Annotated in this window: 20 protein-coding genes and 1 pseudogene; 12 read left to right on the top strand and 9 right to left on the bottom strand. The window is 68.9% G+C overall.

The window, feature by feature from the left end:
• Nucleotides 1-287 precede the first annotated feature (287 nt).
• Nucleotides 288-860: a CAP domain-containing protein gene (locus WME97_RS33775; RefSeq protein WP_437543667.1), complete on the top strand. Its 573-nt coding sequence runs from the start codon at nucleotides 288-290 to the stop codon at nucleotides 858-860.
• 334 nt (nucleotides 861-1,194) lie between these two features.
• Here the strand turns inward: WME97_RS33775 and WME97_RS33770 are convergent, their stop codons facing one another.
• Entirely contained in the window at nucleotides 1,195-1,728 is a 534-nt protein-coding gene (locus WME97_RS33770) for a hypothetical protein (protein WP_437543665.1), read from the bottom strand.
• Between the two features lie 515 nt (nucleotides 1,729-2,243).
• On the opposite strand from WME97_RS33770, the gene tnpA reads away from it, so the two are divergent.
• The 3 genes and pseudogenes from tnpA to tnpC all read left to right on the top strand — a co-directional run bounded on the left by tnpA (nucleotide 2,244) and on the right by tnpC (nucleotide 4,626).
• Nucleotides 2,244-2,582 (top strand): IS66 family insertion sequence element accessory protein TnpA, encoded by a 339-nt coding sequence (gene tnpA / locus WME97_RS33765; RefSeq protein WP_437543663.1) that lies wholly within the window; start codon nucleotides 2,244-2,246, stop codon nucleotides 2,580-2,582.
• The gene (gene tnpB / locus WME97_RS33760) at nucleotides 2,576-2,998 is read left to right on the top strand and encodes an IS66 family insertion sequence element accessory protein TnpB (RefSeq protein ID WP_437543661.1); all 423 of its coding nucleotides are present in this window, start codon (nucleotides 2,576-2,578) and stop codon (nucleotides 2,996-2,998) included. The genes tnpA and tnpB overlap by 7 nt, the downstream gene beginning before the upstream one ends.
• Nucleotides 2,995-4,626 (top strand): annotated as a pseudogene (gene tnpC / locus WME97_RS33755) (IS66 family transposase). The gene tnpB and the pseudogene tnpC overlap by 4 nt, the downstream one beginning before the upstream one ends.
• Nucleotides 4,627-4,823: 197 nt before the next feature.
• Here the strand turns inward: tnpC and WME97_RS33750 are convergent.
• Nucleotides 4,824-5,276: a hypothetical protein gene (locus tag WME97_RS33750; protein ID WP_437543659.1), complete on the bottom strand. Its 453-nt coding sequence runs from the start codon at nucleotides 5,274-5,276 to the stop codon at nucleotides 4,824-4,826.
• Nucleotides 5,277-6,219: 943 nt separating this feature from the next.
• Here WME97_RS33750 and WME97_RS33745 point away from each other — a divergent pair.
• From WME97_RS33745 to WME97_RS33720, 6 genes are all read left to right on the top strand, one after another.
• Nucleotides 6,220-6,462 carry a hypothetical protein gene (locus tag WME97_RS33745; RefSeq protein ID WP_437543657.1) on the top strand — a complete coding sequence of 81 codons (243 nt, stop codon included), beginning with the start codon at nucleotides 6,220-6,222 and terminating at the stop codon, nucleotides 6,460-6,462.
• 6 nt (nucleotides 6,463-6,468) lie between these two features.
• Nucleotides 6,469-6,651 carry a hypothetical protein gene (locus WME97_RS33740; RefSeq protein WP_437543655.1) on the top strand — a complete coding sequence of 61 codons (183 nt, stop codon included), beginning with the start codon at nucleotides 6,469-6,471 and terminating at the stop codon, nucleotides 6,649-6,651.
• A gap of 126 nt (nucleotides 6,652-6,777) precedes the next feature.
• Nucleotides 6,778-8,127, top strand: a complete 1,350-nt coding sequence (locus WME97_RS33735) for a helix-turn-helix domain-containing protein (RefSeq protein ID WP_437543653.1) — start codon at nucleotides 6,778-6,780, stop codon at nucleotides 8,125-8,127.
• A gap of 2 nt (nucleotides 8,128-8,129) precedes the next feature.
• Nucleotides 8,130-8,939, top strand: coding sequence for an ExeA family protein (locus WME97_RS33730; RefSeq protein WP_437543652.1), 810 nt, complete (start codon nucleotides 8,130-8,132; stop codon nucleotides 8,937-8,939).
• Nucleotides 8,936-9,193 carry a hypothetical protein gene (locus WME97_RS33725; RefSeq protein WP_437543650.1) on the top strand — a complete coding sequence of 86 codons (258 nt, stop codon included), beginning with the start codon at nucleotides 8,936-8,938 and terminating at the stop codon, nucleotides 9,191-9,193. The genes WME97_RS33730 and WME97_RS33725 overlap by 4 nt, the downstream gene beginning before the upstream one ends.
• Nucleotides 9,194-11,784: 2,591 nt before the next feature.
• Nucleotides 11,785-14,268, top strand: a complete 2,484-nt coding sequence (locus tag WME97_RS33720) for a hypothetical protein (RefSeq protein ID WP_437543648.1) — start codon at nucleotides 11,785-11,787, stop codon at nucleotides 14,266-14,268.
• A 32-nt stretch (nucleotides 14,269-14,300) separates the two neighbouring features.
• On the opposite strand, the gene WME97_RS33715 is transcribed toward WME97_RS33720, so the two are convergent.
• Nucleotides 14,301-14,531, bottom strand: a complete 231-nt coding sequence (locus WME97_RS33715; protein ID WP_437543646.1) for a helix-turn-helix domain-containing protein — start codon at nucleotides 14,529-14,531, stop codon at nucleotides 14,301-14,303.
• A 1,150-nt stretch (nucleotides 14,532-15,681) separates the two neighbouring features.
• On the opposite strand from WME97_RS33715, the gene WME97_RS33710 reads away from it, so the two are divergent.
• Complete coding sequence (locus WME97_RS33710; RefSeq protein WP_437543643.1) at nucleotides 15,682-15,918, top strand: hypothetical protein; 237 nt, start codon at nucleotides 15,682-15,684, stop codon at nucleotides 15,916-15,918.
• A gap of 14 nt (nucleotides 15,919-15,932) precedes the next feature.
• Here WME97_RS33710 and WME97_RS33705 read toward each other — a convergent pair whose 3' ends face one another.
• The 6 genes from WME97_RS33705 to WME97_RS33680 form a co-directional block, all read right to left on the bottom strand.
• On the bottom strand, nucleotides 15,933-16,082 hold the full coding sequence (locus WME97_RS33705; protein ID WP_437543641.1) for a hypothetical protein: 150 nt from the start codon (nucleotides 16,080-16,082) through the stop codon (nucleotides 15,933-15,935).
• A 445-nt stretch (nucleotides 16,083-16,527) separates the two neighbouring features.
• Nucleotides 16,528-16,974 carry a hypothetical protein gene (locus WME97_RS33700; protein ID WP_437543640.1) on the bottom strand — a complete coding sequence of 149 codons (447 nt, stop codon included), beginning with the start codon at nucleotides 16,972-16,974 and terminating at the stop codon, nucleotides 16,528-16,530.
• An 83-nt stretch (nucleotides 16,975-17,057) separates the two neighbouring features.
• A complete protein-coding gene (locus tag WME97_RS33695) occupies nucleotides 17,058-18,122 on the bottom strand; it encodes a DUF1835 domain-containing protein (RefSeq protein ID WP_437543638.1) in 1,065 nt (354 codons plus the stop codon).
• Nucleotides 18,123-18,803: 681 nt separating this feature from the next.
• Complete coding sequence (locus tag WME97_RS33690; RefSeq protein ID WP_437543636.1) at nucleotides 18,804-20,342, bottom strand: hypothetical protein; 1,539 nt, start codon at nucleotides 20,340-20,342, stop codon at nucleotides 18,804-18,806.
• Between the two features lie 38 nt (nucleotides 20,343-20,380).
• Nucleotides 20,381-21,976: a hypothetical protein gene (locus WME97_RS33685; protein WP_437543634.1), complete on the bottom strand. Its 1,596-nt coding sequence runs from the start codon at nucleotides 21,974-21,976 to the stop codon at nucleotides 20,381-20,383.
• Nucleotides 21,977-21,993: 17 nt separating this feature from the next.
• Nucleotides 21,994-23,307 carry a PEGA domain-containing protein gene (locus WME97_RS33680; protein ID WP_437543632.1) on the bottom strand — a complete coding sequence of 438 codons (1,314 nt, stop codon included), beginning with the start codon at nucleotides 23,305-23,307 and terminating at the stop codon, nucleotides 21,994-21,996.
• Here WME97_RS33680 and WME97_RS33675 point away from each other — a divergent pair.
• Complete coding sequence (locus WME97_RS33675) at nucleotides 23,306-24,418, top strand: RNA polymerase sigma factor (protein ID WP_437543630.1); 1,113 nt, start codon at nucleotides 23,306-23,308, stop codon at nucleotides 24,416-24,418. The two genes, WME97_RS33680 and WME97_RS33675, sit on opposite strands and share 2 nt — an antisense overlap.
• The last annotated feature ends 444 nt before the right edge of the window (nucleotides 24,419-24,862 follow it).

The following is a 24,862-nucleotide window of genomic DNA, read 5'->3' as shown; positions in this document are numbered from 1 at the left end:
CCAGTGTCGCAGTCGACACGAGCGCCGTTCGCGTGATGCGCGTCGATCGAGTCATTGGATGTTCCCTCGTTGCCTTGAAGGACCTATGCGCGCAGGTAAAAGAAGCCGGATGACGGCCGGATTTCCATCCGGCTGGATAATGGCTATCCCGACGTCCGGCGCCATGCCCGGACGCCGCCGTCCACACGGCTGTAGGGCTTATCCGTACAAGGTCTCTCGTGAGTTGGCGTAGCCCATCATCGAATGAATGGTTGCGGCGCGCGGCCGAGCTGTAGGACAATGGTTCCGTGAATACGCTCGGCTCACGTCTCCAGGGGTTCGCGCTGTTCTCCCTGATGCTCGCCCTCGCTGCCGGGTGCGGCAGCTCGTCCGACGACGCCGACGCCCCGGCGAGCGGCCAGGGCGACGACGAGCCGCCCCGGATGGTCGGGATGACGGCGGCCCACAACGCGGCGCGCGCCGCGGTCGACCCGCCCGCCGAGCAGCCGCTGCCCCCGCTCTCGTGGTCGTCCGAGCTCGCCGCGGTGGCTCAGGCCCATGCCGACAAGTGTGTGTTCCGCCACAGCGCGAACGGCTACGGAGAGAACCTCTTCGCGACGTCGAGCGGCGCCTCACCCACCCCCGAGGATGTCGTCGGCTCGTGGATCGACGAGGCGGTCAGCTACGACCTCGCGAGCAACGCCTGCAGCGCCGCCACGTGCGGCCATTACACCCAGGTGGTCTGGGCCGACTCCCTGCGGCTCGGCTGCGGGATCGCCAGCTGTGCGGACGGCTCACCGTTCGAAGGGGTCAGCGCCTGGCAGTTCTGGGTGTGCACGTACGATCCTCCCGGCAACTTCGTCGGCCAGCGCCCCTACTGAGCCGAGCGCGCCGCGCGCCGTGAGCCGCCCGCGTCGCGCCCGCCCTGAGCCGCCCGCGTCGCGCCCGCGCGTAGGTAAAAGAAGCCGGATCGCTGCGTGAAGAAGAGTGGCGCGGCGAACCGAAGTGGCGGGACCGCGCGCGTCGCGACGCCTCGTTCATGGGTCGAACGAGCGGGCCCCGCGCGGCGCAGAGCGCGCCAAGGGGCGCATCGGGGTGCCGCAGGCACACGTCGCCCTCCGGGCGTTGGTCTGGCCCGGGATGTTCTGGCGCGAGCTCAGACGTCAAGGCGCAAGGAGGAGCGGAGTGAAGTACCATCAACAATAGCCAGCCTGTTCATTTCGACTTCACCTCGAATCTCCAAATTGGTCCAGTGGTCAACATCACGACCAGACTTCCAGGGAGAACGCGACTGCTGCCGCCAGCCCAGTCCACATGGAAGCTGGTGGACACGCCCAAGGGCCCGGCGAAGTACCAGTCGGACTGGGCGCGGCCGCCTGGAGCAACCCCCACCACGCGGTCACAGATCACGGCACCACACACCGGCATCGAGTAGAACGCCAGGGACGGCCCGAGGCTGGCGGTGGTTGTTTTCGTGGCATACCCAAGAGTGACCGCCGTTCGATCGTAGACCCCGATACCCGCCCCTGGAACGATGCTGAGCATGTTGTGGACTTCGAGCCGGAGGTCCCCTTCGCTGCGCCAGAGCCATCCGGCGAAGGGGCTCACGGCAAGCCTGGGCTCGGTCCCGATCTGGATCCCGCCCACGCTCACGCCGCCGTTGAACTCGAGTGCCTGGGCCGATGCCGGAACCACGACGAGCGCACCGACGTAGAGCAAGCCGGTCTTGCTGAGTAAGCGTATGGACATGGTGGGCGCCCTGGCCGAGCCGCGACAGGCGATATGAGAGCGCGCACGATCTTTCTGGGCATGACGTGGGCGTCAAAGAGAAATTCGGCGAGCAGATCCCGATGCTCTGAAGTCGACGCGTCCCGGACGGCCGCACCGCCGCGGCGAAGGGCTATGTAGCGCTCGCGCCGGCGCTCCTCGTCGCCAGCCGTCGTCGGCGTCCGCTTCGACCACCGCGCCCTCCCGCGGGGGCTGCACCGAACTCGCGCTCGAGCTGCTCGTCGCTGGCGATGTGCCCGAACTCGATCAGGTGCACGGAGATCGCGCCGCGCTCGCCGATGTCCGTCCGCCGCGACCTCCGCACCCCGCCGTGGGGGCTGCGCCGCGCTCACGCTCGAGACCTCCCGCCCGGGCGTCACAACGCGCCGAGCAGGCTCAGGGCTAGAGGCCGCGCCGACGTAAGCGCCCGACCAACGCCATCGTGACCACCCCGTCGGGGCCGGTTACCAGTCCCCATCGCGACGAAGGAGGAAGCGATGGCGACAAAGGCGGAGTGGGCCGAGCGGGTGGGGCGATGGGAGCGCAGCGGGCTAAGCGCCGAGAAGTTCGCGCGGCGCGAAGGGTACAAGCCGAAGCAGCTGTACTGGTGGCGCTGGAAGCTGCGCGCTGACCGGCCCTCGCAACCCTCGCCGTCGTCGTTGACCGAGGCACCGCGTTTTCTGCCGGTCCACGTGGTGACGGACGCATCGGCCGTCGCGCCAGAGCCGATCGAGATCGCGCTGCCCAACGGGCGGGTGGTGCGGGTCCGGCCGGGCTTCGACCCGGCCACGCTCGAGCGGGTACTGGCGCTCGCGGCCGAGGAGACGCCGTGCTGACGCTGCCGCCGTCGGTGCGCGTGTACGTCGCAGCCGAGCCCACGGATCTGCGCAAGAGCTTCGATGGGCTGTCGGCCTTGGTCTCTCAGCGCTTCGGTGCCGACCCGCTCTGCGGGCATCTGTTCGTGTTCAGGAATCGGCGAGGTGACCAGATGCGCGTCTTGTTCTGGGACCGCACCGGGTACATGATCGTGGCGAAGAAATTGGCTCGCGGGCGATTCCATCTCGCCTGCGACCTGCCCAAGGGGGCCACGCACGTCGAGGTCGAGGCGGCCGAGCTGTCGCTGATGCTCGAAGGGTTCGACCTGGCCCAGGCCGTGCGGCGCAAGCGCTGGAGGCCCGGCGTGAGAAAAATTGCTCCGTCGAAGCAAAGCTTGATGGATGCGCGCGGGATAGCTATCCCGCGCGCCACGTGACCAGTCCTCTTCAGTCCCAGGCACAATTGCCCGCCGATCTGGCGGATGTGCGGCACAAGCTCGAGCAGCTGGCGGCCGCCGGGCAGCTTTCATAGCTCATCGAGCTGGTGCTCGGGCTGCTGGTCCAGCTGCGCGACAAGAATACGGCGCTCTCGGCGAGGCTCGCGAGCGCGCTGCGGGAGCTGTACGGCCGCAAGAGCCAGCAGATCTCGACCGAGCAGCTGATGCTGATGTTCGCCGAGCTCGGGGCGGAAGCTCCGCCGCAACCGGAGCAGGGGCTGGTGCCGCAACCTCCTGAGCCGCCGAAGCCGCCGCGAGGACGGGGCGGGCGCGCGCCGCTTCCCGAGCACCTGCCGCGTGAGACGCGCGTGGTGCCCGTCCCCGAGGCGGAGCGGACGTGCCCCCAGTGCGGCGCGGACAAGAAGTGCATTGGCCATCGTACGAGCGAAGTGCTCGAGTTCGTTCCGGCGCAGTTCAAGATCATCGAGGAGCGGCGGGAGAAGCTCGCCTGCCCGCGCTGCCCGGAGCAAGGCGTAACGACGGCGGACAGCGAGAAGGTGATGGACCGCGGGCGTCCGGGACCGGGGCTGCTCGCCAGCATCCTTGTCGAGAAGTTCGAGGATTCGATGCCGCTGTACCGGCAGTCGCAGCAGTACGCGCGCTTCGGCGTGTCGCTGTCCCCGTCGACCCTGGGCGATTGGTCGGCCTTCGCACTCGATGTGCTCGCTCCGGTGGCTGAGAGGATCGAGGAGCGGGTACTGGACTCGTTCTACCTGCGCGCCGACGACACGGGGATGCGGGTCCTGGATCGAGATCATCCGACGGGGGTGAAGCGTGGCCACATCTGGGCCTTCGTCGGGGCAGATCTCGTGGCGTTCCTGTACGCACCGGACTGGAAGGCGAAGCATCCAGCCGCATTGCTGCAGGGCTTCACCGGCTACTTGCAGGGCGATGGGTACGCGGGCTATGGCGCGATGCACCGCGGAGGTGAAGGCGGCGAGATGATCGTGCCCGAGGAGCGTCGGCTTGGCTGCGGGATGCACATCCGCGCCAAGCTCGAGAAGGCGGCAAAGGGCGGCGACACGCGGGCCGCGGTGGCGCTCTCGTACTTCAAGGCCATCTACCGGATCGAGGCGGCCTGCAAGGAGGAGGCGCTGCCCACGGAGACGCGCCTGGCGCGCCGGCAGGAGCGGTCGCTCCCCGTTGTGGATGAGCTGTATCAGTGGATTCACGAGCTGCACCTGCGGCTCGTACCAGGCACGCCGCTCTGCATCGCCACCCAGTACGCCATCCATCAGGAGGCGGCATGGCGGCGCTGCTTCACGGATGGACGCTTCGAGATAGACAACGGCGAGGTTGAGCGGCAGCTAAGACGTGTCGCGCTCGGAAGAAAGAACTACCTATTCGCGGGCTCCGACAAGGGCGCTCAGCGCCTGGCCATCGGCTACACGATCTTCGGCTCGTGTCGAATGCACGGAGTCAACCCGCTCGCCTGGGCGACAGACATCATCGGCAAGTTGCAGGCGGGCTGGCCGCGCGACCGGCTGGACGAGTTGCTGCCCGACGCCTGGACGAAGTCGTCGCACGCTGCTCCGAGCACCGGCGACGCCGACGCCGACGCGACCTGAATAACGCGAGCCTCGGCCGGCGACCTAGGCGGATGCCGCCTTGCCGGTCCCTTTTTCAGGACCGCCTGTGCCCGCGCCGAGTCGTGGGCCGACGCCGCCCCGCGTCCAGCCTCGTCGACCCCGCCGGGAGCTGCAAGGGGCCGTGCCCATGGCGGCCGGGTGGTTACTGACGGCGCGTCGGGCAGCCTCGCCGCCGTCTAACCTACCAGCGTGCTGTTCACGATGGTCCATCCGCACATGTCGAAGACGACGACAGGGCCGAAGCGCGTGCCGTCGCTCAGCGTGATGCTCCAAACGTCGCTGTCCGGCGCCGGCAGGTCGAGAGCATGAAAACGGACGAGCAGCCGCGGGCGCGGCTCGGCCTCGAAGAAGATCCGAAACTGCCGCTTGGCTTCGTCCTTCATGGCCTTGAACGACACGGGAGCCTTCTGAGTGAGAAACAGCTCCAAGAAGGCCACGTGATGGTCCTTCAGCGCTCCGCCCAGCGCTTCCTTCCAACCGGCCCTGACCTTGATCCACTCCGACCAACCGAAGGTCTTGCCGATCAGCTTGAAGCGCGGCTTCCAGACGTCGAAAGGAAGGTCACGGTCCTTGCGCTGGTAGCTTCGCGCCGCAGCGTGGGCCCCGAGCTCCGCCAGAAAGTCGCTCATCTTTCTCCCCCGCTTGCGTCGAGGCTTCGACTGCTCGCCACGCAAGATGCCGCGCCGGCCAGCGAGGCGCGGATCTGCAGCGCGCAGCGCGCCACGAGCGCGGCCTGGTCGGTTGCGTCTGCTCGCTCCTCCGGCGAAAGTTGCAGGGCCTCGGCAAGCACGCCATTCCTGCGCGACATGTCGGGATTGTAGCAGGATTTGGGCCCGTGGGCATCCCCGACGACCGGACGGGGCAGGCTGGATGCCGATGGGATTCGCAGGACGCGCCACCAGTGGGCTACCGTGGGTCGACGCCGCCTCCGCCTAGCATCGTCGACCGCGGCGAGAGCCGCAAGGGGCCATGCTGTTACCGAGCACCGTCGTTGATGCCCATGGTGCGCCTGTGGATCCAGCTCTTTGATGACGGGGCGCTCGACCCACCGGAGAACACCATCGTCGAGGCGGATCAGACGCGATGACAGAGGTGTCCGGGGGCAGCAAGTTGCCGGAGCGCTCCCCGGCCATGCATTACGCCGAGTCCGATGAAATTCTCATTGTAGCTCGTCCCGAGCACGAACGCGCTGGTCGAATCCAGGAGCACAGGAAAAGAGGGAGCGCGCATTCCGTTCTCCTCTCGAAAATTACCAGCACGACTCCTCGCCCGTCGGCGTAACGAACGGAGTAGGTCAGCGGCAGGAGTGGAGCATCGGCGCGGCGCCGGCCACAAAATAGGCGACGGGAGGAGCTCGTTTGGCCGCGTGCCCCCTCCCGTCGTGCTCCGAATCGCTTGAAAGAGCGGAGCCCTCAACAGATCGTCCATTTGGACCTCGATGTCAAAGGCTGGCTTGGTTCCCCGCCCACCGTAGACCGCGCGCGGCCAGCCCGCTGCCCCCGTTGCGGCGCGGCGGGGTGCCCGCTGGGGGGCGGGTTGGGGCTGTGGGGTCACGGAACGCGGTCGCGGCAGGTGCGCGGGCCGCTGGCTGCCGGTGAGCGCGGCGGGCTCGTCACGATCGAGGCGCGCCGCTATCGATGCCGCCGCTGCAGCGCCGCGATCACGGTCGTGCCGCGGGGCGTCGCACCGCGACGGCACTTCGCCGCGACGGCGATCGGTCTGGCCCTGCTGCTCGTCGGCGTCGCCGGTGCAGCGCTCATCGAGGTGCGGCGGCGCGTCAGCCCTTGGTCCGCCAGCTTCGATGCTGACAGCTGAGTGACCGTGCGGCGCTGGCTACGCGCCATCGACCAGAGGCGCCTCTTTGCGGCGGTCCGCCCCAGTCCCCTCGCTGCATCGCTGCGGCAGCGGGCCGAGCGGGCGGCGATGACGCTCGTCGCGATGGCGCCTTTTGCGGCCGAGGTCCCCGAGGCCGCCGTCATGGCAGGCGCCGTGCGGGCCGCGTGATGGCAAGCGGCCCGCTCGCCGAGCTCATGCCGGACCCCACCCGGTTGGATCCTCGGTCGGCGGAGCGCCTTGCGCTTGGATGGCTGTGCGGCCGGTGCGGTGTCACCGGCGCGGAAAGGACACGACGTGCAAGACCCCCTCCAGCCGAAGGACCACGCCGAAGCGGTGGCGCTCTATCGCAGCGAGATCATCGGCTCGCTCATGCACCGCGAGCTCGACCGCGGAGAGCTCGCCGAAGCGCTCGCCGACCTGAGCAAGCAGCGGTTTCGCCCACCACGCGCCCATTCTCCGCGCACCTACTCCGTCCCCACGCTCGAGCGCTGGTATTACGCGTACAAGACCGAAGGTCTCGAGGGCTTACGCCCCAAGCCCCGCAAGGACAAGGGGCGGGCGCGCGAGCTCACCCCCGAGCAACGGCAGATGCTGCTCGAGATCCGAGAGGAGCACCCGAGCGCCTCGGTCTCGCTCATCCTCGACACCCTGATCGCGGCGGGCCGCATCGACAAGGGCGCCATATCCGCCACCACGGTGCGACGGCTGTATGCCGAACACCACCTCGATCGCGTCGCGCTGCGCGATCGCCCGGGCGGCAAGGTGCGGCTGCGCTGGCAGGCCGAGCATCCCGGCGCCCTGTGGCACGGCGATGTGTGTCACGCGTCGCCGATCCTCGTCAACGGCAGCCCGGCGCCGGTGCGCATTCACGCGCTGCTCGACGACGCCTCGCGGTACATCCTCGCGCTCGAGGCGATGAGCGCCGAGCGGGAGGTCGACATGCTGGCGCTCTTCATCCGGGCGCTGCGCAAGCACGGCGCTCCCGACGCCCTCTACCTGGACAACGGCTCGACCTACCGCGGGCACACCTTGCACCTTGCGTGCGAGCGACTCGGCACCACCCTGATCCACGCCCGCCCGTACGACGCCCCCGCGCGCGGCAAGATGGAGCGCTTCTGGAGGACGTTGCGCGAGAGGTGCCTGGACTTTACCGGCGCGCTCGGGTCGCTCCACGACCTCAACGTCCGGCTCTACGCATGGGTCGACGAGCACTATCACCGCACACCGCACGCGGCGCTCTTCGGCAAGTCCCCCGCGCAGGTCTACGAGGAGTATCCCCACGTCACCGACGACCTCGACGAGCGGAAGCTGCGCGACGCGCTCACGGCCCAGGCCCGCCGGCGCGTGCGGCGTGACAGCACGCTCTCGATGGATGGGGAGGACTGGGAGACCGATCTCGGCTTCCTCGCCGGCCGCCTCGTCACGGTGTCGAGGTGCCTCGTCACGCCGACCGAGCCGCCCTGGATTGAACACGAGGGCAAACGCTTCGCCCTGCACCGGGTCGATCCGGTGAAGAACGCCCATCGGCCGCGACCGGCCTGCAACCTCGATGTCGCTCACGAGGCGCGCGTCCCCTTTGACCCGCCGAAGACCCTCCTGGACAAGGCTCTCGGACGAACGCCCCGCGATGACGAGGAGGGATGACCATGGACTTCTGCAGCTACTTCAGCTTCACCGCAGAGCCATTTTCCAAGGAGGTCGAAGACGGCGAGCTCTGGCTCCCCCCGTCCAAGCAGATGGTACTCGAGACGCTCATCGAGGCGGTGCACGCCAGAAAGAGCGTGCTGCTCGCCGGTGACCCCGGCGTCGGCAAGACGTGTCTGCTCCGCGCGCTCCGTCATGCCCTTTCGCCGCAGACGTTTCGCCTGACCTACTGCGCCAACGTGACGCTTGGACGCCGGGACTTCTATCGGCAGCTCTGTCTGGCGCTCGGTCTCGCTCGCTGCAGCACCGCTGGAGACGTCTTCTACGCGGTCAGCACGCACGTCGAGGAACTCGCGAAGGAGCGCGTATTTCCGGTCTTCGTCCTCGATGAGGCCCATCTGCTTCATCAGGACACACTCGATCATCTTCACATACTCCTTAATTACGCATGGGATAGCCGCGCATTGCTTTCGCTCGTGTTGCTTGGCTTGCCCGAGCTCGGCGAGCGGCTCCGCGTGCGCCGCAATCGCTCCCTGTATTCGCGCCTCCATTACCGATTGACCATCGACCCGCTCACGCCGGACGATACGGCCGACTATCTGCGTGTACGTCTCGGCCGAGTCGGCTGCACGAAAGAGCTCTTCACCTCGGACGCCATCGCGATGCTGCACGAGGCGGCCGCTGGCAGCCTGCGCGACACCGATCGACTCGCCACTGCCGCGCTCCGCGCCGCTGCGCGCAAGAAGCGCAAGCTCGTCGAGCGCGACGTCCTGAGCCGCATCCTGCAGCTGGACGCAGAGGAGGCCGGGTGAACCCCGTCCCCGTGGCCGAGGGGGACACGCGGCGCGGCGACGCCGCGGGCAGCGCAGCCGCCGCCCTCGTCGCGGCCCTCGCGCTCGCCCGCGGCGCGCTCACCGCGCGCTACCCGAGCGACCCGGATCCGCTGTGCCCTCGTCTCTACGCCGTTGACGTCGTGCTCCACTACCTCGATCGGCTCGACGACGCTCTCGCTCGCTACCACGCCGTCCTCGACGGCGATGACCGCCTCCCACTCCGCATCGACTGAGAGCGCCGGCGCTCTGCGACCGCCGCAGTCACCCCGGCGCATGCCTCGCTGCGATCGCGGTGAGCGCAAATCCAGCTCGATGATGGCCATCACAGAGCCGGATCTTCCGGCCATCAAGCAGCCTGCTCGGTAACACCATGCCCATGGCGATGGTCGGGCGCTTACGCGCCGACGTGCGCCTCGACCTCCGATGGTCCGCGCCCAGCTCGGCCGCGACGATCTGCAACCCGCTGCGCTCAGCTCGAGCTCGGCTTCGGATCGGGGCGAGGTTGACAAGCCGTAGCAGTAGGGACGCAATCCTTGCCCTGAATCACAGTTGACAACGCCACTCCGCACACGCATCTGGGAAAACTTGGAGGATGAGCATGCGCCACAGGCTGAAATTGAAGGCGATCCCTGTTCTTGTTCCTCTCGGTCTCATGGTATGGGCGTGCAACTACGACTTGGGCGAGTGCTATCTTAGGGGAAGGCACAGGGGCCGGGGAACCATACCCACCGGGGTCAGCAGCTACGGGGGACTGGTTCGGAAACGGCGACGACGTGGGAAGCGGCGCCACTGAGGAGATGGCGGGGTGCACGCCCGACAAGACATGCACAGACATGTTCGTGGATTGCCAAGAGATCGGCGGCAAGTGCATCACGGGATATCCAGGCTGCGACAAATGGCGCCATACATCGTGCAGGAGTTGCTTTGAGGCCTGCCAATCGGGCGCACCATACCCGCCAGCGTGCAAATGCAGATCGTGCGGATTCAGATGATGAATGAGCCGATACAGGGCGCAGTCTACGTTGCCATGGGCAGGGTTGCCGGCGCGGCTCTAGCCAAGGTGGCATCCCCCGTCGTGGTCGACGATGACGAGCTCCTGCTGGGGCCGTCAAGAATCGACCCGAAACGTCATCGTGCTGCGCGCGTTGGATACTTGGGTGGAGAGCCGTCTACCGATCTCAATGAAGAGCTTGCGCGTTCTGATGGGCCGCCGGTCTGCGTGGCGCTTCCACCGACACCAGGCGGCCTGATCAGCCTCTGTCGGATCTGCGCTTCCGTGGTCGAGCGAGGGCGCGCGCTGTTCGTCGTTGATCTCAGCCCGGACGCCGCCGGAGCATTCCCGCAAGGGCCCGGACCAGGCAGGGCCATATCCCTCAATGTCGCGGATGCTCTGCTACGCAAGCCGCCCGTGATCCAATGGTCGAAGCTCGAGACAGCTCTCGCGGCTACGCTCTGGAAATTGTGGTGCCGCCGCTCACCCGTCGCCTTTTCTAGGTTCTGTGCATCTGGGAGCATGTTCCACCCGCAGTTGGCCAACCTTGGGCGTTACCACGCCGGACTCTTTCCCCGACGGGCAGGTCATGGGCTCTTACTATCGCGCTTTGACGAGCTCCTCCTGCGGCAGCTATCGCAAGAGTGGCTCTCGCCGGTTAAAGTTTTTGTCAACGCGATCAACGCCGAATCCGAGCTCGATGCGTGGTTTTCACACACGGGGGATCTGTACGTAGCCAAACGGCTCAATGATTGGTATCACCACACGCGAGGCCGCATCGTCGAACGTCGAAACGCACGTCATCCGAGACCTTCCGAGATGACGAGATGGTCCTTTCGATGGCGTGCGGGGAGCGAGGAGATCCTCGATGCGCTGCCGAGTGTACAAGCGGCCCCGCCTGTGTCTATTGGAGGTGCTACCGCGTATGATCCTGACCACGTAGGGGTATGCCAATTTGATGCACAAGGCACACCTTACCTGAGCCGAATTGGTAGCGCATCATCGGGCGACAGGCTGGAATAGGGCGTATCGGATAGCGCCTGCGACGATGCGAAGTCCTTCGCCAGTACGTCCGTTGCTGCTGGAACACTTCTCCCCCTGGCTGTTCGTCAACCAATGGATTTCGGACGCAGTCGACGCTCCGGCGACGAGTAACCACGGGACCCAAGGGTACCATGCGACCCTTGGGTTCCTTGTGGGTTCATTGATACCCTCGGATCGTAGGGTAGGGATGCCGGCGGCCGCGCCGAGCTCGCCGACGCTCGCATCGACCTCCGCGACCACGCCGCCGCGGAGCGGACGCGGGCGAGCTCGCCGGCGTCCTCCCGGGGCATAGGTAAAAGAAGCCGGATCGCTGCGCGAAGAAGTGTGGCGCGGCGAACCGAAGTGGCGGGGCCGCGAGCGTCGCGACGCGTCGTTCATGGGTCGAAAGAGTGGGCCCCGCGCAGCGCAGAGCGTGCAAAGGGGCGCATCGACGTGCCGCGGGGCTCCACCTCGCGTTGCGCTCCGCAGGCGACGCCGATCAGCGTGCGCGGCTGGCGGAGCTCTGATTCTATTGAGGCCTCCGAGCTCGACGGGGCAGCCGATACCGCAGGAGCGCGGCGATGGGGTTCAATGCATCTCTCATCGACCAACTTGCATCATCATCATACGCTGTTGCGCACCGGCCCCGTGCCCAGGGAGAGTCTGCGCGAGCTCCGTCGGGCTCCGGCTGGCGAGCCCGGCCTCGCGAGGACCGCGGTCGCGATGACGGAGAGCCGTGCGCCGCACGAAAAGAGCGGGTTGTTCTTACGGCGATGAACAAACGCCGGGGGTATGGCACCTTAGCGGGTCATGCGAACGACTTCACTCATCGTCTCGTGTGTCCTCTTGATGGTCGGTTGCTCTGATCCCGGGCCGGGCGGTAGCTCCTCGGGAGAGGCAGGAGGCGGCGGCGCCCCTGGCGTGACGTCTGCCGGCGGGACCGGCGGCTCCGGCAGCGGCGGCGACCCCAGCGGGACCGGCGGCTCCGGCAGCGGCGGCGACCCCAGCGGGACCGGCGGCTCCGGCAGCGGCGGCGACCCCAGCGGGACCGGCGGCTCCGGCAGCGGCGGCGACCCCAGCGGCACCGGCGGCTCCGGCAGCGGCGGCGACCCCAGCGGGACCGGCGGCTCCGGCACGGGCGGCAGCGGCGGTAGCGGCGGCTCCGGCACGGGCGGCAGCGGCGGTAGCGGCGGCTCCGGCAGCGGCGGCGGCGGCGGTAGCGGCGGCTCCGGCAGCGGCGGCGGCGGCAGTGGCGGCGACGGCGGCTCCGGCAGCGGCGGCGACCCCGGCGGCGGCGGCAGCGGCGGCGACCCCGGCGGCAACGGCGGCAGCGGCGGCACCGCATCCCTTTCCCCCTGCGGTACGCCCACGACCTGGCGCAGTTCGCCTGAGGCGTTCCTCGATCTGGGACACACCCAGATTCTCCGCCGGCTCTTCGTCTCCGGGGATCGCGTCCTCGGCTGGGACCACGACCGCTGGATCCTGTGGGATACGGCGACCCGCGCCGCGATCGCCGACGGTAATGCGCCCGGCGGCTTCCGGGAGCTTCCATTTCCCCTTCCGGACGGCTCGTTTCCAGAGCTTCCGGGAGGCGTCGAGCTCCGAGCCGATCTCCTGGTCATCCAGACGGACCCGCAGCACGCGTTCGAGCTGCGCAATGCCGCCGACGGCTCGCTGCTGGCGGCCATCGCGGCCGAGTACGACGACGTGGGGCTAGCGACCGACGGGAGCTACGTCTGGGCCGCCCGCTCCCGCAACATCACCGTCTGGAGCCGCACCGGGGACGAGGTGCTGTCGGCCACGCTGGAGGTCTATGGCGAGTTCCATGCGGCCCCGGACGCGGTGCGCGTCGGGTCGAAATACCATCCGGATACGTCGGTCCAGGTCGTGCCGATCGACGGCTCGCCGCCGCACCTCACGCCCGCGTTCGCGGGCACCTTCCACGCATGGTCCAGGGACGGCGCGCGCTTCCTCACGACGGCCGGCAACACGGTGCGGGTGTACTCGAGGACCGGCGTCCAGGAGAGCATCGTCAACCTGCCGCACATCGACAACCTCGCGGCGACGGGAGACTATCTCTGGACTTACAATCCCCATATCTTGGGCAACCCGCTCACGATCTACCGGATCGGCGGAGGGAACGTCCCCGTGGCACAGTACGAATACCGCAGCGGCATGACCGTGGTGCCCTCCGAGCGCGCGATCGGCGTCTTCGGTACGGCTCCGACGAAGCTCGAGGTCTTCGATCTCGGCGGCTCCGAGATCACGCGAGCGGAGCACGAGGTGACGGTCTACCCGCCCACCGTGGCGCACATCGACGGAGGGCTTCGCTGGGCCATCGGTAGCTCCGGAGGCGTCATCTTGCAGAAGGGCACGGTGGCCGACCCTGACGCGACGGGGACGCTCGGCTGCGGAGCGTCGAAGCTGGGCGGAGCGGCCTCCGGGCAGGTCGCCATCGCCACGCCCGCGGGGGCGATCTTCCTCTACGACACCGCCGACCTCGGCGCCGGTCCCACGGCGTCCGTTCCGTTGCTCAGCGCTGGCGTGCGGCTCTCGGCCGACGGGCGCGTGCTCGCCGCGCGCGCCACCGAGCGCGACTCGCACATCGAGAGCAGAGACCTCCGCATCTTCTCGCTGCCCGACGGCGCCGAGGTCGCCTCGTTCGACTCGGATGTCGCCCTCCTCGATTTCTCGCTGTCCGCGAGCGGGACGACGCTGGGCCGCACGTATCGCCGCTCCAACGTTCTCGATGGCGATCGCCGCATCGTCAGCGACGTGAGCGGAGCGACGGTGATCTACGAGGACACCGGATCTCAACCGGTTCCGGTCATCTCCCCCGACGGCCGTCATTACCTCGTGACGGACGAGGCGACGGGAGACGGCTGCGGGTTCACCCAGTTCTACGAGGACGGGGTGCTCGTCAACGCGGTGCCCGGCTGCGCGGTCGGATGGCTCGACGATACCCGCGCGCTCGTCCAGACGTATACCCGCAATTCCTTGACCAACCGGTGGGAGCTTCAGGCGTCCACCCTCTACGACGAGCTGGGCAACGTGATCGCCACGCCGCCGCTGCCGCGCATCACCCTGGCCCCCAAGGACTACACGGTCGACTATGGCAAGCCGGCGTACGGCATGGTCCCCGTCTCGCCGACGGCCATCCACGCGCGGTACGAGCGCGCCATCTACGATATCGAGACCGGGGCGACCCTGGCGACCCTCCCCGAGGCCAGCGTCATCGCCGGCAGCTCCGTCGTGTACCCCTGCGGCAACGCGATCTGCGCCGCGCCTTACTGACAGCCTCCCTGCTCCCGACGCCCGGCGACGGATCACTTCTTCCGGTACGCGCCGGGCGTCGTCCCCGTGCGGCGCTTGAACGCCGTCGTGAGGTGCCCCTGATTGGAGAACCCGCACGCCAGCGCGATCTCCGCGATGGACAGCCGCTCGTCCCGGAGCATGGCCATCGCCTTCTCGATGCGGCGTGACAGCACGTATTGATAGGGGGTCTGGTGATAGGCGTGCTTGAACAGGCCAACACGCCATGAGGTGAGGGTGGGCACCCTGCTGCTGCTCCGCATCGCCACCACCAGGTCCCCCGCGCCAATTGGGGCTTGACGTCTCCGAGACGTTTAAATCCCCTTTCTCCACCATGAAGACGGCTTTCCCTTGCTTTCGACTCGTCGCATCGACGGCGCTCCTCGTCGCGGCCGCCGCGGCCTGCAGCAGCGAAGAAGCCGATCCTGGCACGCCAGGTTCGTCGGGCGGCTCGCCGCCAGCCGGCGGCGCGTAGGTAAAAGAAGCCGGATCGCTGCGTGAAGAAGTGTGGCGCGGCGAACCGAAGTGGCGGGACCGCGAGCGTCGCGACGCGTCGTTCATGGGTCGAAAGAGTGGGCCCCGCGCGGCGCAGAGCGTGCAAAGGGGCGCATCGGCGTGCCGCGGGCACACATCGCCCTCCGGGAGTTGGTCTGGCCCGGGAGTTCTGGCGGCGATGGGGCGTCCCCGAGCGCCTTGCGGCGCAGGACGGTGCTCTTCAACGCTCGGGGCTCCGGGTCGCCTGCGGCGCCCTGCGCCCCGAACCCCCAGTACGGCGGCCGTCGCGTCGACGCTGGGTGAGCGGCCTGATCGGGGGTCTCAGGACGTAGCGCAAAAGCGCCTCCCTCGCCACGGGCTCACCCAGGCCACCAGCAGGGCCATCTACGCCTGCGTGTTGGGGTTGGCCTTAAAGCGGCCTCTTAGAGCCTCCAGAGCCGCGCGCCCTCCCCGTCGTCGATCTTTTTGCCGTAGCCGGAGGCGATCCGCTGGATGTAGTACCTGGTCGCGTCGTCGGCGGTGTCAGGCGGCGAGGTGAAGTTCTGGCGCGGAGCAGTGAAGCTGCGCCTCCTGCCGACTCGCTCATGGAAGAGACGTCGGCCCAGAAGGTCAACACCACCGGCTCCGGCCGCCGGCTCCGCTTGGTCGTCTTGGGCGGGGGGCTTGGAGGGGACTGCACGCTCACGCGCTACACGATCCGCTTCTCTTCGTCGTGGAAGTACATGGGCCTGATGCCGTGTCTCCGCCGGAACCTACCGCTCGGCTGCGGCTACGGCGTTGGCCGGGGCTTGTCGAGCAAGGGATGGCGGAAGCCTGCCGAGGCGTTACCTTCCCCGATCCCTCTCAGCCGATCCGGCCGCATGGACGTGGCTCCTCGGCCTTGAGGGTACGGAGGGAACCATGTCCGGAGGCAAGGGTGGCGGCGGCGGTGGTGGCAAGGGTGGCGGCGGCGGCGGTGCTGGCAAGGGTGGCGGCGGCAGTGGCGGCCGTGGAGGAGGAGGTGGTGGTCGTGGTGGAGGCGGCGGCGGTGGTGGCGGCGGGAAGGGCGGGGGAGGAGGCGGGGGCGGCGGCAACTGGCCGAGCACGACCGGCAACCCGTCCGGCCCCGGTCGAGGGAACGCCCCGCCGTCGAAGTAGAACCTGAGCCGTTCCTACGCGGCGATCCGCAACTCCTCCGGGGTCAGCATGAGCTGGATCCCGCTGGGGACGCCATCGGTAGTGCATCTGGCACTGCCCTCGATGGCGAGCATCACCTCGATCCCGACCTCCCCCGCGATCCGGTAGCGTCTGCCCTGAGGCATCTCGAACGGCGTGGGCCGCGCTACTGGTCGAGCTCTGGTGCCCCGTGGGTCACGTCGCGCTCGGGTACGCCGCGCCCGTTGCCCCGCTTGCGCTGCTAGGGCGGCCCGGACGGCGCTGGCTGCTCATGGACAAGCGCCCCGGATCGGGGTGTTTCCGGCGGGGGGCCAAGGCAGCTGGGAGATGCGTGAGGTGAGCGCGTAGGTAAAAGAAGCCGGATCGCTGCGCGAAGAAGTGCGGCGCGGGCACTCGAGGAGAAGCAACGATGGCTCCGTCACGGGAGCCAGGGCAACACTTCGCTCTCGTCTAGCCGCGGCGCCCCGCTCCGAGGCGCCGCGCCGTGCCGCTCACCCGCACCGAGGGCAACCGCCTCGGCGAACGAACTCCCCACGCTCGCAGACGCTGCGTGACCGTCTGTAAGTTCCGATACGTGGCGGACCGCCGAGCCTACGCGCCCCGCGGGCTGGGAGGCTGGAGGTAGAACGGGCTTACCTCCTCATCGAGCGCCTCGTACTCCTCCGAACTCGACTTGTGATTCAGGTACATGAGGACCGCCCGCGCGGCCTCCTGCAACGGCATGGGCGGCGCTCTGGTGCCGTCCCATGCTTCGCAGAGCGCCCGGAAGCTCTCGAGGCGCTCGAGCAGCGCTAGCCACCATGCCCGCGTCTCCGGCTGATTCCGGCGGACTGGCCGGAAGGTGGCGAGCAAGCTGTCGATGTGGCCGAGCGCTGGACGGCGCAGATCCGCGGGGGGGATCTTCGCGACCATCCTGGGCGACGCGAGATAGCCGCACCACACGAGGGCTGCGGCGAAGGTGGCCGTATCCGGGATCGCTGCCAGCTCCGCCTCGGTGGGCGGCGGGCGCGGGTCCTGGTCTTCCGGCTCAGGGGGCATGGCGAGTCCCTCAATCAATTCGGTCTACAGGACTGAATCCAGTGGGCCAAGCTGGCTTCCGATCGCGGACTTTAGGCTAGCCCTCAGAGGCGAGCGAGCCGCCCATCTTCGAGCAGCACCCAGGGGGCCACAGGTGAGTACGCCTCGGTCCCCGCTACGGGAAGGCGCGGCGCGTCCGCGAGCTGCTCGAGCCCCTTGTCTCGGAGTCGCGTACCACGTTCGGTGAGGCGGTACACCCACGACTTCATCGCAACGTCAGGCCTCACGTCGGGTGCGCGCTCCACGAACTCGTTCGAAGCGTGCCTCGCCCATTGGGCCAGACGATCTTCCAGGAAGAGGTCGCCTGTACAGGAGAGGAGCTCCCGCAGTTCCAATCCAGACTGCGACTTGTGGCAGAACACGGACACGTCAGTTTGGTACTCACCTACCGAGAGGATGGTCAGGATGAGTTTGTCGAGTTGGCTGAGGAGCAGGGTACCTTCCGTAGTCTTCCTAGGAAAGAAAGATGACAGAAGTCCCCACAAGGAGGCAAGTTCCGGAAACCCTTCGACACCAGCGATGCAGCTTTCGACGAAGGGCAAAGGATCCTCATCGGTGTAGCTTTCCCAGAGGCGAACGGCACGATCGTAGCGTTCCACTGGCCAAGGGCGCGACTTGGCGAGACGATCCAGAAGAACGTTGTCGAGATGGTCGGCGACCGACGCGGAGCAGTTGAACCGCGGCACGCTCGGTGGCTCACGGAACCTATTCATTGTGCCGTAGACACGCTCGAGCTCGACGATGAGGACGTCACTGCACGCGATCCCGATGTGCCGCAGCCAGCTACAGACCCTCCATAGGTTCACTCGTTCATGGAGGCTCACTGATGCCCACAAGACGACGGGCAGCTCCCAGCGAACATCCTGCGAATAGAGCTGATCCCACTTTTGGCCCGATTCGTCTGCAACCGAGCGCATCTCAGACAAAGAGCACCAGGCCTCACGCGTCCGGACATGCTCCAGGGCATCGAGGCGGCTCGGCCCGACAACAAGGCAATCTGACGAACGCACGACGTTGGCCGCGCCGAGTTGCACCAGGCGGTCTGCTGTTGGCGGGTCAAAGGCAACATGCGTCGCGTCGAGGAGGGCAGGCAAGTCCGTCGTGTTCATTCGAATCCACAGCTGTAGCATTCACTGTACTTGTACGGACGCTTATCCTGACAATCCTCGCGACAGTAATCACAAAGGCTCCGATGGCCGATCGGACGCGTGCACGGCCGCCCCATGTCCCTGCACTTTTCGTACATCTCGGTACATGCGTGAACTGGCGTGCAGCCTGCCATTAAAGCGGACGAGTCGCTGCCCACGTCTTCGCTTTCGCCTTCGTCTTCCTCGCCGTTGCTTGGAAAATCTCCTGCCCCTGCGGATTCTGTCGGGTATCCAGCACCCGCGCTTCCCGGCTCCACTGTGTCGCAAGTGTAGGACAAGTCGCATGCCGACACGAGGATCGCTGCGAGCCCGCCGCACAACACGAGCGCGCTCGCCTTCATCACCGACCCATGTTCCATACATTTCCCCCGTTTTGGATGGGCGCATCGATCCCCTACCGGAAAGTCGGCGTCAACCGGTGATCTGCAATGCTGCCCTGCCGTTATGCGCCCGGGGGATGGGCTCGGCGGGTTGCGTCGAGCGTCGGCAAGCTCGGCAGCGTCGCCATCCGTCCACTGGGCAAATACGTCCCGCGCGGATCTTATGACGCCTCTAATAAGCGGACCTTACGGGCGTCGCCCTGGGCTCGTCTGCCTCCGCGAATCGTCTGCGGCCCGCGTCGCCCTCCCGAGCTGATACTGACTACTCGGGAAACCGGAACGTCTCGGCGGCGATGCCCTCCTCCCCCGTGACCTCGTCGCTGGACCAGATATCCCAGCTCACGCCGCCCTTGCCGGGCAGTCCGAGCTCATAGGAGACGCCCTCCAGCGTGAGCTGGTCCTCGTCGAGATAGGCGATGCCGATCGAGTCGCCGCCACGCCCGGGGCCGCCGTAGCCGCCGGGACCCCCGTCGCCCCCGTTGGCACCCTGACAGGACCACAGGCCGCCCCCCAAGGCGCCTCCCGGAGCGCCGCGACCGCCTCGGCCGCCTTCCTCGGGGGGCCCGCCGTCGCCGCCCTGCCCGGCCTCGGATGTCTCGATCTCGCTATCGCGCACGGTCAGCTTGGCATGAAGCGCGATGATGCCGATCGACGGATAGCCGTTCTCGCCACCTCGGCCGCCTCGACCGCCGCAGCCGCCGGCGCCGCCGGAGCCGCCGCCGGCTCCTCCCTTCGACCCCGCACCGCACACGGAGAGCCCTCCCCGATGGCCGCCACCCCCGCCGCCGCCCTGACCTGGCATGCCCCTGCTGCCGTCGCCGGCTTTGTCGGATTCCCACCCTGCCTCGGTGATGCGCCCCATGCCCTTGCCGGCGGCACCGGTCACACCTTGCGCGCCGCTGCGCCCGACAGATCCCTCTTCGCAATCGACGCCTGTCACCTCCCCGTCTCCCCCCCGCCCGGACGTCGGGCTGTACGCAACCAACGGCAGCCCGTCCCCGCCGTCGCCAGCGCCGTCGGGAAGCCCGTCCCCTCCCTTCCCGCCGACGCTCGGAATCCCTCCTTCGCACGGGTTCACCGCCGCAGCGCCACCAGGGACGACGGCGGCCGAGCACGCGTCGCCCCCGTACTGCCCATCGGGCCCCTCCGCTGCCTCGTTCGGATAGGGCCATTTCTCGGCATCGCGGCCCCCCCACGCGGAAGAGGCATGAACTCGGCTCCGGATGAGCTCCACGGCCGTGCCCGACTGGACGAGCACCGTGAGCGAGCCGTGGGAAACGAACTGCATGTCGACGATCGTCGATACCCCGTCCGCGGCTCCCGTGTCGCCGGGACTCGCGGGCACGACGGTCAGGGTGATGTCGAAGGTATCCATCTGCAGCGTCGGGCGCCCGCCGGGCTCATGCGCAAAGCTCAAGCAGTGGTATCCGCCGATGAGATCCACGCCGGACGGCAGCACGAGGGCGTCGAAGAACCCATCGTTGCACGCGAAGACGCGCCCTCGTCCGGTGCGCGCGAGCTCGACGCCGCGCTGCAGCGTGCGCACCGGCTTGTCCTTCGTGCCGGGGTTCGCGTCGTCCCCGCTCCCGAACATCCCCGCGACGAACACCCCGCAGCCATCCTCCAGCACGTTGGCGGCGAGGCGCTCGAGACAGACCGACTCCGGCGGCGCGTCGCCTGGACACCATGACGCGCCGTCGCACGCCGCCCCGCCGGCGTCGCTCGGGCCTGGTGTGGTGCCGCAGCCGGCCGCGACGAGCAGCACCGCGGGGGACAGGGTGATCGCTCCTGTGATTCGCATGGTTCTCCCTCGGTGTGATGCGCCGTGCTCCCTGCCCTTCAGCGGGGCGGCTCAGGGTCCGGCGGACCGAACTGAACGTAGGGCAACGAGTGGCCCGGCTCTCCCTTGCCCACAGGGTCATCGGGCGCCGCACTGCCTCCGGAACCGCCATCGCCAGCGCTTCCAGGCTGGAGCTGGGCGTCCGGGCCGATGCCCACGAAGGCGCCGAAGGATGCGACGCCGTAGGAGGGCCCCCCGAGGCCGCCGCCGGCATCTCCGCCGCGACCGCCGTTGCCTCCACGGCCGCCATCACATGCCTCCCACATCCCCATCACGAAGGTCCTGCCACCGCGCCCGCCCCATCGCCCGACGCCGCCCGGCTGGCCCGTTCCGCCGACGCCGCCGTTGCCGCCCTTGCCCGCGGTCACGGTGGTCGCCTCGAGCGTCACCGAGCTCCCCTGCAGCGCGACAACGCCGATGCTCGCCCCGCCAGAGCCGCCGCCGTGACCTCCCCGGCCCCCGCAGCCGCCGCTCCCGCCCGAGCCACCGGCCGCGCCGCCCTCAGGCAAGCCCGCCCGACACGCGAGCTGCTCGCCTCGCCCCTTGCTGCCACCCCCGCCGCCCCCCCCATGGCCGACGCCACCCCGCTTCCCGTCATTAGCGCGAGTGCCGACCCAGCCGTCCTCGGTGAGGTATCCCATGCCCACCGCGCCGTCAGCGCGACCGGCGGCGGCGCCGTCGGGGCCAGGATCCCCTTCCTTACATCTCGTGAGGGCATCCGCGCCGCGGCCTCCGAGCCCCGTCTTCTCCGGGTCCTGGTTCGCCGCCGGCCTCGGCTCCCCCGGCGCGCCATCGCCCCCCGCGTCGAGCCCGCCGTCGCCCCCGTAGCCTCCGGTGGACTCGGTGCCGTCGTCGCACGCCGTCACGACCGGAAGAGCGCCCGCCGGGGAGTCCTCCGTGCAGGCGTCCGCGCCGTCGATTCCCAGCACCCCGTCCGCCGCCCGCTCGCTGTCCGCGTCCTTCCCCGGCTCCCCGTCCTTGGCGTCGCCCGCGACGATCGCGCTCGATCGCACGATCGCCCCGGCCCCCGCGCTCAAGATCATGGCGATCGACGACCTGCCGTCGCTCGCGGAGGCGTCCGCCGCCACGACGCGCACGCCGTAGATGACCGACGTCGCGCCCTCGTCCCCCACGACCCGCAGCGGGATCCCCGAAGGCGGGGCGATGATCGTCGGGTGGTTGGCGCCATCGAACGACCACGCGCCGTCATCGCAGCTACGGCCGCCCCAGAGGTGGATCCCCGAGACCAGCGTGACCTCTTCCTCGAACGTCTCGCCGCACGCATAGACGTGGCGCAAGCCCCGCGCTTGCGCCTCCACGATCGCGGCTTGCAGCGAGCCGAGCGGATCGAGCCGCGTGCCCGCGCGCGCGCCCTCCGCTGGAGCGCTGGCGCTGGCGAACACCCCGCACTCGTCCATCACGGGCCCCATGCCCGGCTCGTTCACCTCGCACGGCGACGGCGGGGGGGCGAGGCACATCCGCTCCTCACCGCAGTCCTCTGTGTACGTGCAGCCGGAGAGCCCTCCCGCGCCGCTCGTCGAGAAGGCGGCGACGGCGCAGAGCCGCCGCACGTGTCGTCCCTGGAGAAAGTGCATGTCCCTGGCTCCTCGGATCACCACACCCCGTGCGCCACGAGGCCGATCTGCCCTGGCGTTGCGGCTGGCGAGAACGCGACGCGGGCTCCCGTGGGCTCGGACTGCAGAAAGGAGAAATCCGTGAAGAACGAGGCGACCGTCATGGCGCCGACCACGCCGCTCGCCACCACCATCGCCGTGCCGAGGGCGGCGAACTGATCTCGCTCTCGCCGGAGGACCGCCAGCTCGTTGCACGCTGAAGGCGGCGACGGTTCGCGGCACGCCCACGGCGTGAACCCGAGCGCGTCCAGCTTGCTGTTGCGCTCCTTGAGATCGCCGTTGGATGCGCTCGCGCGGACCATGAACAGGGCGCCGAGGGAGGCCGTCGCCGTGGTCAGACCGATGCCGGCGATACGCGCCGGCCCGAGCCACGATGCCACCGGCCCCGGGGCCTGCGGCTTGACCGGTTCGCTCTTCCTCGCGCCCGGAGCCGGCGCGCGCGCGGGCGCGTCGGCCGCGCGCACGAGCTGTAGCGCCGCGCTGACCGTCTTCCCCGCATCGACCTCGACCCGCTGCGAGCCCTCCCCGTGCCCCGACAGCCGGGCCCGGAGCGTGTACGTCCCCGGCGCGACGAACAGCTCGTGGACCGTGGCGCCCGTGCCGACGGGCTCCCCGTCCAGGAGGATCTCGGCGTCGGGCGGGGAGGCAGCCACATAGATCCTGCCGACGTGCTCGATCGCCGTGTCGAACGCACGCGTGAACCTGTCGAGGAGCGCGCGACTCAGCGCGGCGTCCTGCTCGAGGCTCTTCCCCAGGTGCTCGGCGGCCTCCCGGTGCTTGCCCTGCTCCAGCTCGCAAAGCCCGAGATAGCCGAGCACCTCGGCCCGCTGCACTGCGGTCATTCCGGCGGCGTCGGGCGCCGCCAAGACGGCTTCGAAGCTCGCTTCCGCCTCGGTCCACTTCCGTGCGCCGAAGGCTATCCGGGCCTTCTGGCGCGCCTTCATGGCTGCCGCGCTCTCGGTCGCCCGAGGCCCCGGCAGCGCAGGTGCTGCGCGCGCGAGCCCGATGCCGCTGCCCAGCACGCCGAGAAGGCAAATCCCGGACAGGGCCGAGCGCAAGACCGTCATGCGGCTCACTTTATCAACGAGGCTGTCGGCCAGCAAGCGCGTGTGGATATCGAGCGCTGCGCTTTTGCATGATAAATCTGACGTCGCCTGCGCAATGATTCCACGGAGCCGTGGCCTTCTCGTTATCCCCCTGCGGACGCACCTTCGCGCACCGTTCTTCGAGTTCGTCGTCGCACCGGTCGATTGGGTCACCTCTTTTCGCGCCTGAAGCATCTGGACGTGCATGGATGTGAGCACCTCGGCGAGCCCGGCCGTCGTGACCCCTGGTACACTTGGTTCCGATCGCTTCCGCCGGCTCGCGCGCGCCATGCGCGTGCCGGCTCAGGACGTCGACGACGTACTCCAGGACGCGTGGCTTCGCATCCTGGAGAACCGCGCGCGCATCGGCCTGGCGAGGGACGCCGCGGCGTATGTGGACCAGCTCGTCAGAAACGTGGTGCGCCACAGCCGGCGGCGATCGCGCCGCCGGGAAGAGGTGATCGCACCCCTCCAGGACGAGGATCCTGCGGACGAGCGGCCGGGCCCGGAAGCCTCCTTGATAGCCCGGCAGCGGGCTTCCGTCCTCTGGCGCTTCATCGACAAGCTCGACGACGCACGTCGCATGGTCTTCATCGAGCACGAGCTCCTGGGCCGGACGCTCGCCGAGATCGCCGAGGCGCACGCGCTCCCCGAGAACACCGTCAAGTCACGGCTCGCTGCCGCCTGGGACAAGATCGAGCAGGAGGCAGGGCGCTGGCAGGCGGCGCAGCGCCGGCGCAGGCAGCCCGCGGTGCCGTGCTTCGTGCCCTTCTTCTCCGGTGCGTGGCTTCACGACGCCTTGCGCGGGCTTCGCCGGTTCAGGCTGCATGGGACGGCGGCGGCAGGGCTCGTGTTCGGGGCGGGCGCTGCCTGGCCCGGCCCAGCGGCTGGCTTTGCCGAAGCGCCCCTGCTCGCGGCCTCGGGGCCCGCGCAACCCGCGCTCGAGATGCCGGCGGCGCCTGCTGACCAGCGCGGCGTGGGGCCAGGTCGACCCGAGAGCGCGATCCGGCGAGAGGCCGTCACGGCCTCCGCCGTGTCCGCCCATCAGGGCAGCACCACGGCGGCTCGCGCGGTCTCCGCCGCGGGCAAGGTGTCGTCCCGCGCGCACTCCGGCGCGGCGCATGCTCGGATCGATCCGATGGTCGAGCGCGCGCGAGCGATGCTCGAGCTCGGGACCACCGAGGGACAGCTCTCGGCGTGCCGTCTCCTGCACGAGCACCGCGAGCGTCGTGGTCGTGGAGATCACGCCGCGGAGCGCGACGCGCTCCTCCGGCGGGTTCGCTGCGAGCGCCACGGGTCGATCGGGGCGCAGAGGTGATCGCGTCGCGCGTGGGGTGGCGGGACGATGTGCCAGAGAGGGCGACTCTCGCGCGCCACGTCTCCCTGGTCGTGCCCGCGCCGCGCGGACGTCACGGTGGAGCGACGACCACGAGCGGTCTCAGTCGTTGGAGGGAACGCCGGCCAAGACCCTTGACCCGCTGCGGATCATCCACTTTCCGGAAGCGCGTAGGTAAAAGAAGCTGGATCGCTGCATGAAGAAGTGTGGCGCGGCGAACCGAAGTGGCGGGACCGCGCGCGTCGCGACGCCTGGTTCATGGGTCGAAAGAGCGGGCCCCGCGCGGCGCAGAGCGCGCCAAGGGGCGCATCGGAGTGCCGCAGGCACACGTCGCCTCCGGGCGTTGGTCGGGCCCCGGATGTTCTGGCGGCTATGGGGCGTCCCCGAGCGTCTTGCGGCGCAGAACGGTGCTCTTCAACGCTCGGG

This window comes from Sorangium sp. So ce367, assembly GCF_051520455.1.
In the GTDB taxonomy this organism is placed as follows: Bacteria; Myxococcota_A; Polyangia; order Polyangiales; family Polyangiaceae; genus Sorangium; species Sorangium cellulosum_B.
Note: the sequence above shows the minus strand (reverse complement) of the source record. Positions and strands in the feature narration are given on the sequence as shown.

Bases quoted from the DNA above. Each gene is read 5' to 3' on its own strand.
- WME97_RS33685 (WP_437543634.1), bottom strand. From the start codon at position 21,976: ATGCACTTTCTCCAGGGACGACACGTGCGGCGGCTCTGCGCCGTCGCC.
- WME97_RS33770 (WP_437543665.1), bottom strand. From the start codon at position 1,728: ATGTCCATACGCTTACTCAGCAAGACCGGCTTGCTCTACGTCGGTGCG.
- WME97_RS33710 (WP_437543643.1), top strand. From the start codon at position 15,682: ATGTCCGGAGGCAAGGGTGGCGGCGGCGGTGGTGGCAAGGGTGGCGGC.
- WME97_RS33690 (WP_437543636.1), bottom strand. From the start codon at position 20,342: ATGCGAATCACAGGAGCGATCACCCTGTCCCCCGCGGTGCTGCTCGTC.
- WME97_RS33695 (WP_437543638.1), bottom strand. From the start codon at position 18,122: ATGAACACGACGGACTTGCCTGCCCTCCTCGACGCGACGCATGTTGCC.
- WME97_RS33750 (WP_437543659.1), bottom strand. From the start codon at position 5,276: ATGAGCGACTTTCTGGCGGAGCTCGGGGCCCACGCTGCGGCGCGAAGC.
- WME97_RS33720 (WP_437543648.1), top strand. From the start codon at position 11,785: ATGCGAACGACTTCACTCATCGTCTCGTGTGTCCTCTTGATGGTCGGT.
- WME97_RS33705 (WP_437543641.1), bottom strand. From the start codon at position 16,082: ATGCCTCAGGGCAGACGCTACCGGATCGCGGGGGAGGTCGGGATCGAG.
- tnpA (WP_437543663.1), top strand. From the start codon at position 2,244: ATGGCGACAAAGGCGGAGTGGGCCGAGCGGGTGGGGCGATGGGAGCGC.
- WME97_RS33730 (WP_437543652.1), top strand. From the start codon at position 8,130: ATGGACTTCTGCAGCTACTTCAGCTTCACCGCAGAGCCATTTTCCAAG.
- WME97_RS33680 (WP_437543632.1), bottom strand. From the start codon at position 23,307: ATGCACGTCCAGATGCTTCAGGCGCGAAAAGAGGTGACCCAATCGACC.
- WME97_RS33675 (WP_437543630.1), top strand. From the start codon at position 23,306: ATGGATGTGAGCACCTCGGCGAGCCCGGCCGTCGTGACCCCTGGTACA.
- WME97_RS33700 (WP_437543640.1), bottom strand. From the start codon at position 16,974: ATGCCCCCTGAGCCGGAAGACCAGGACCCGCGCCCGCCGCCCACCGAG.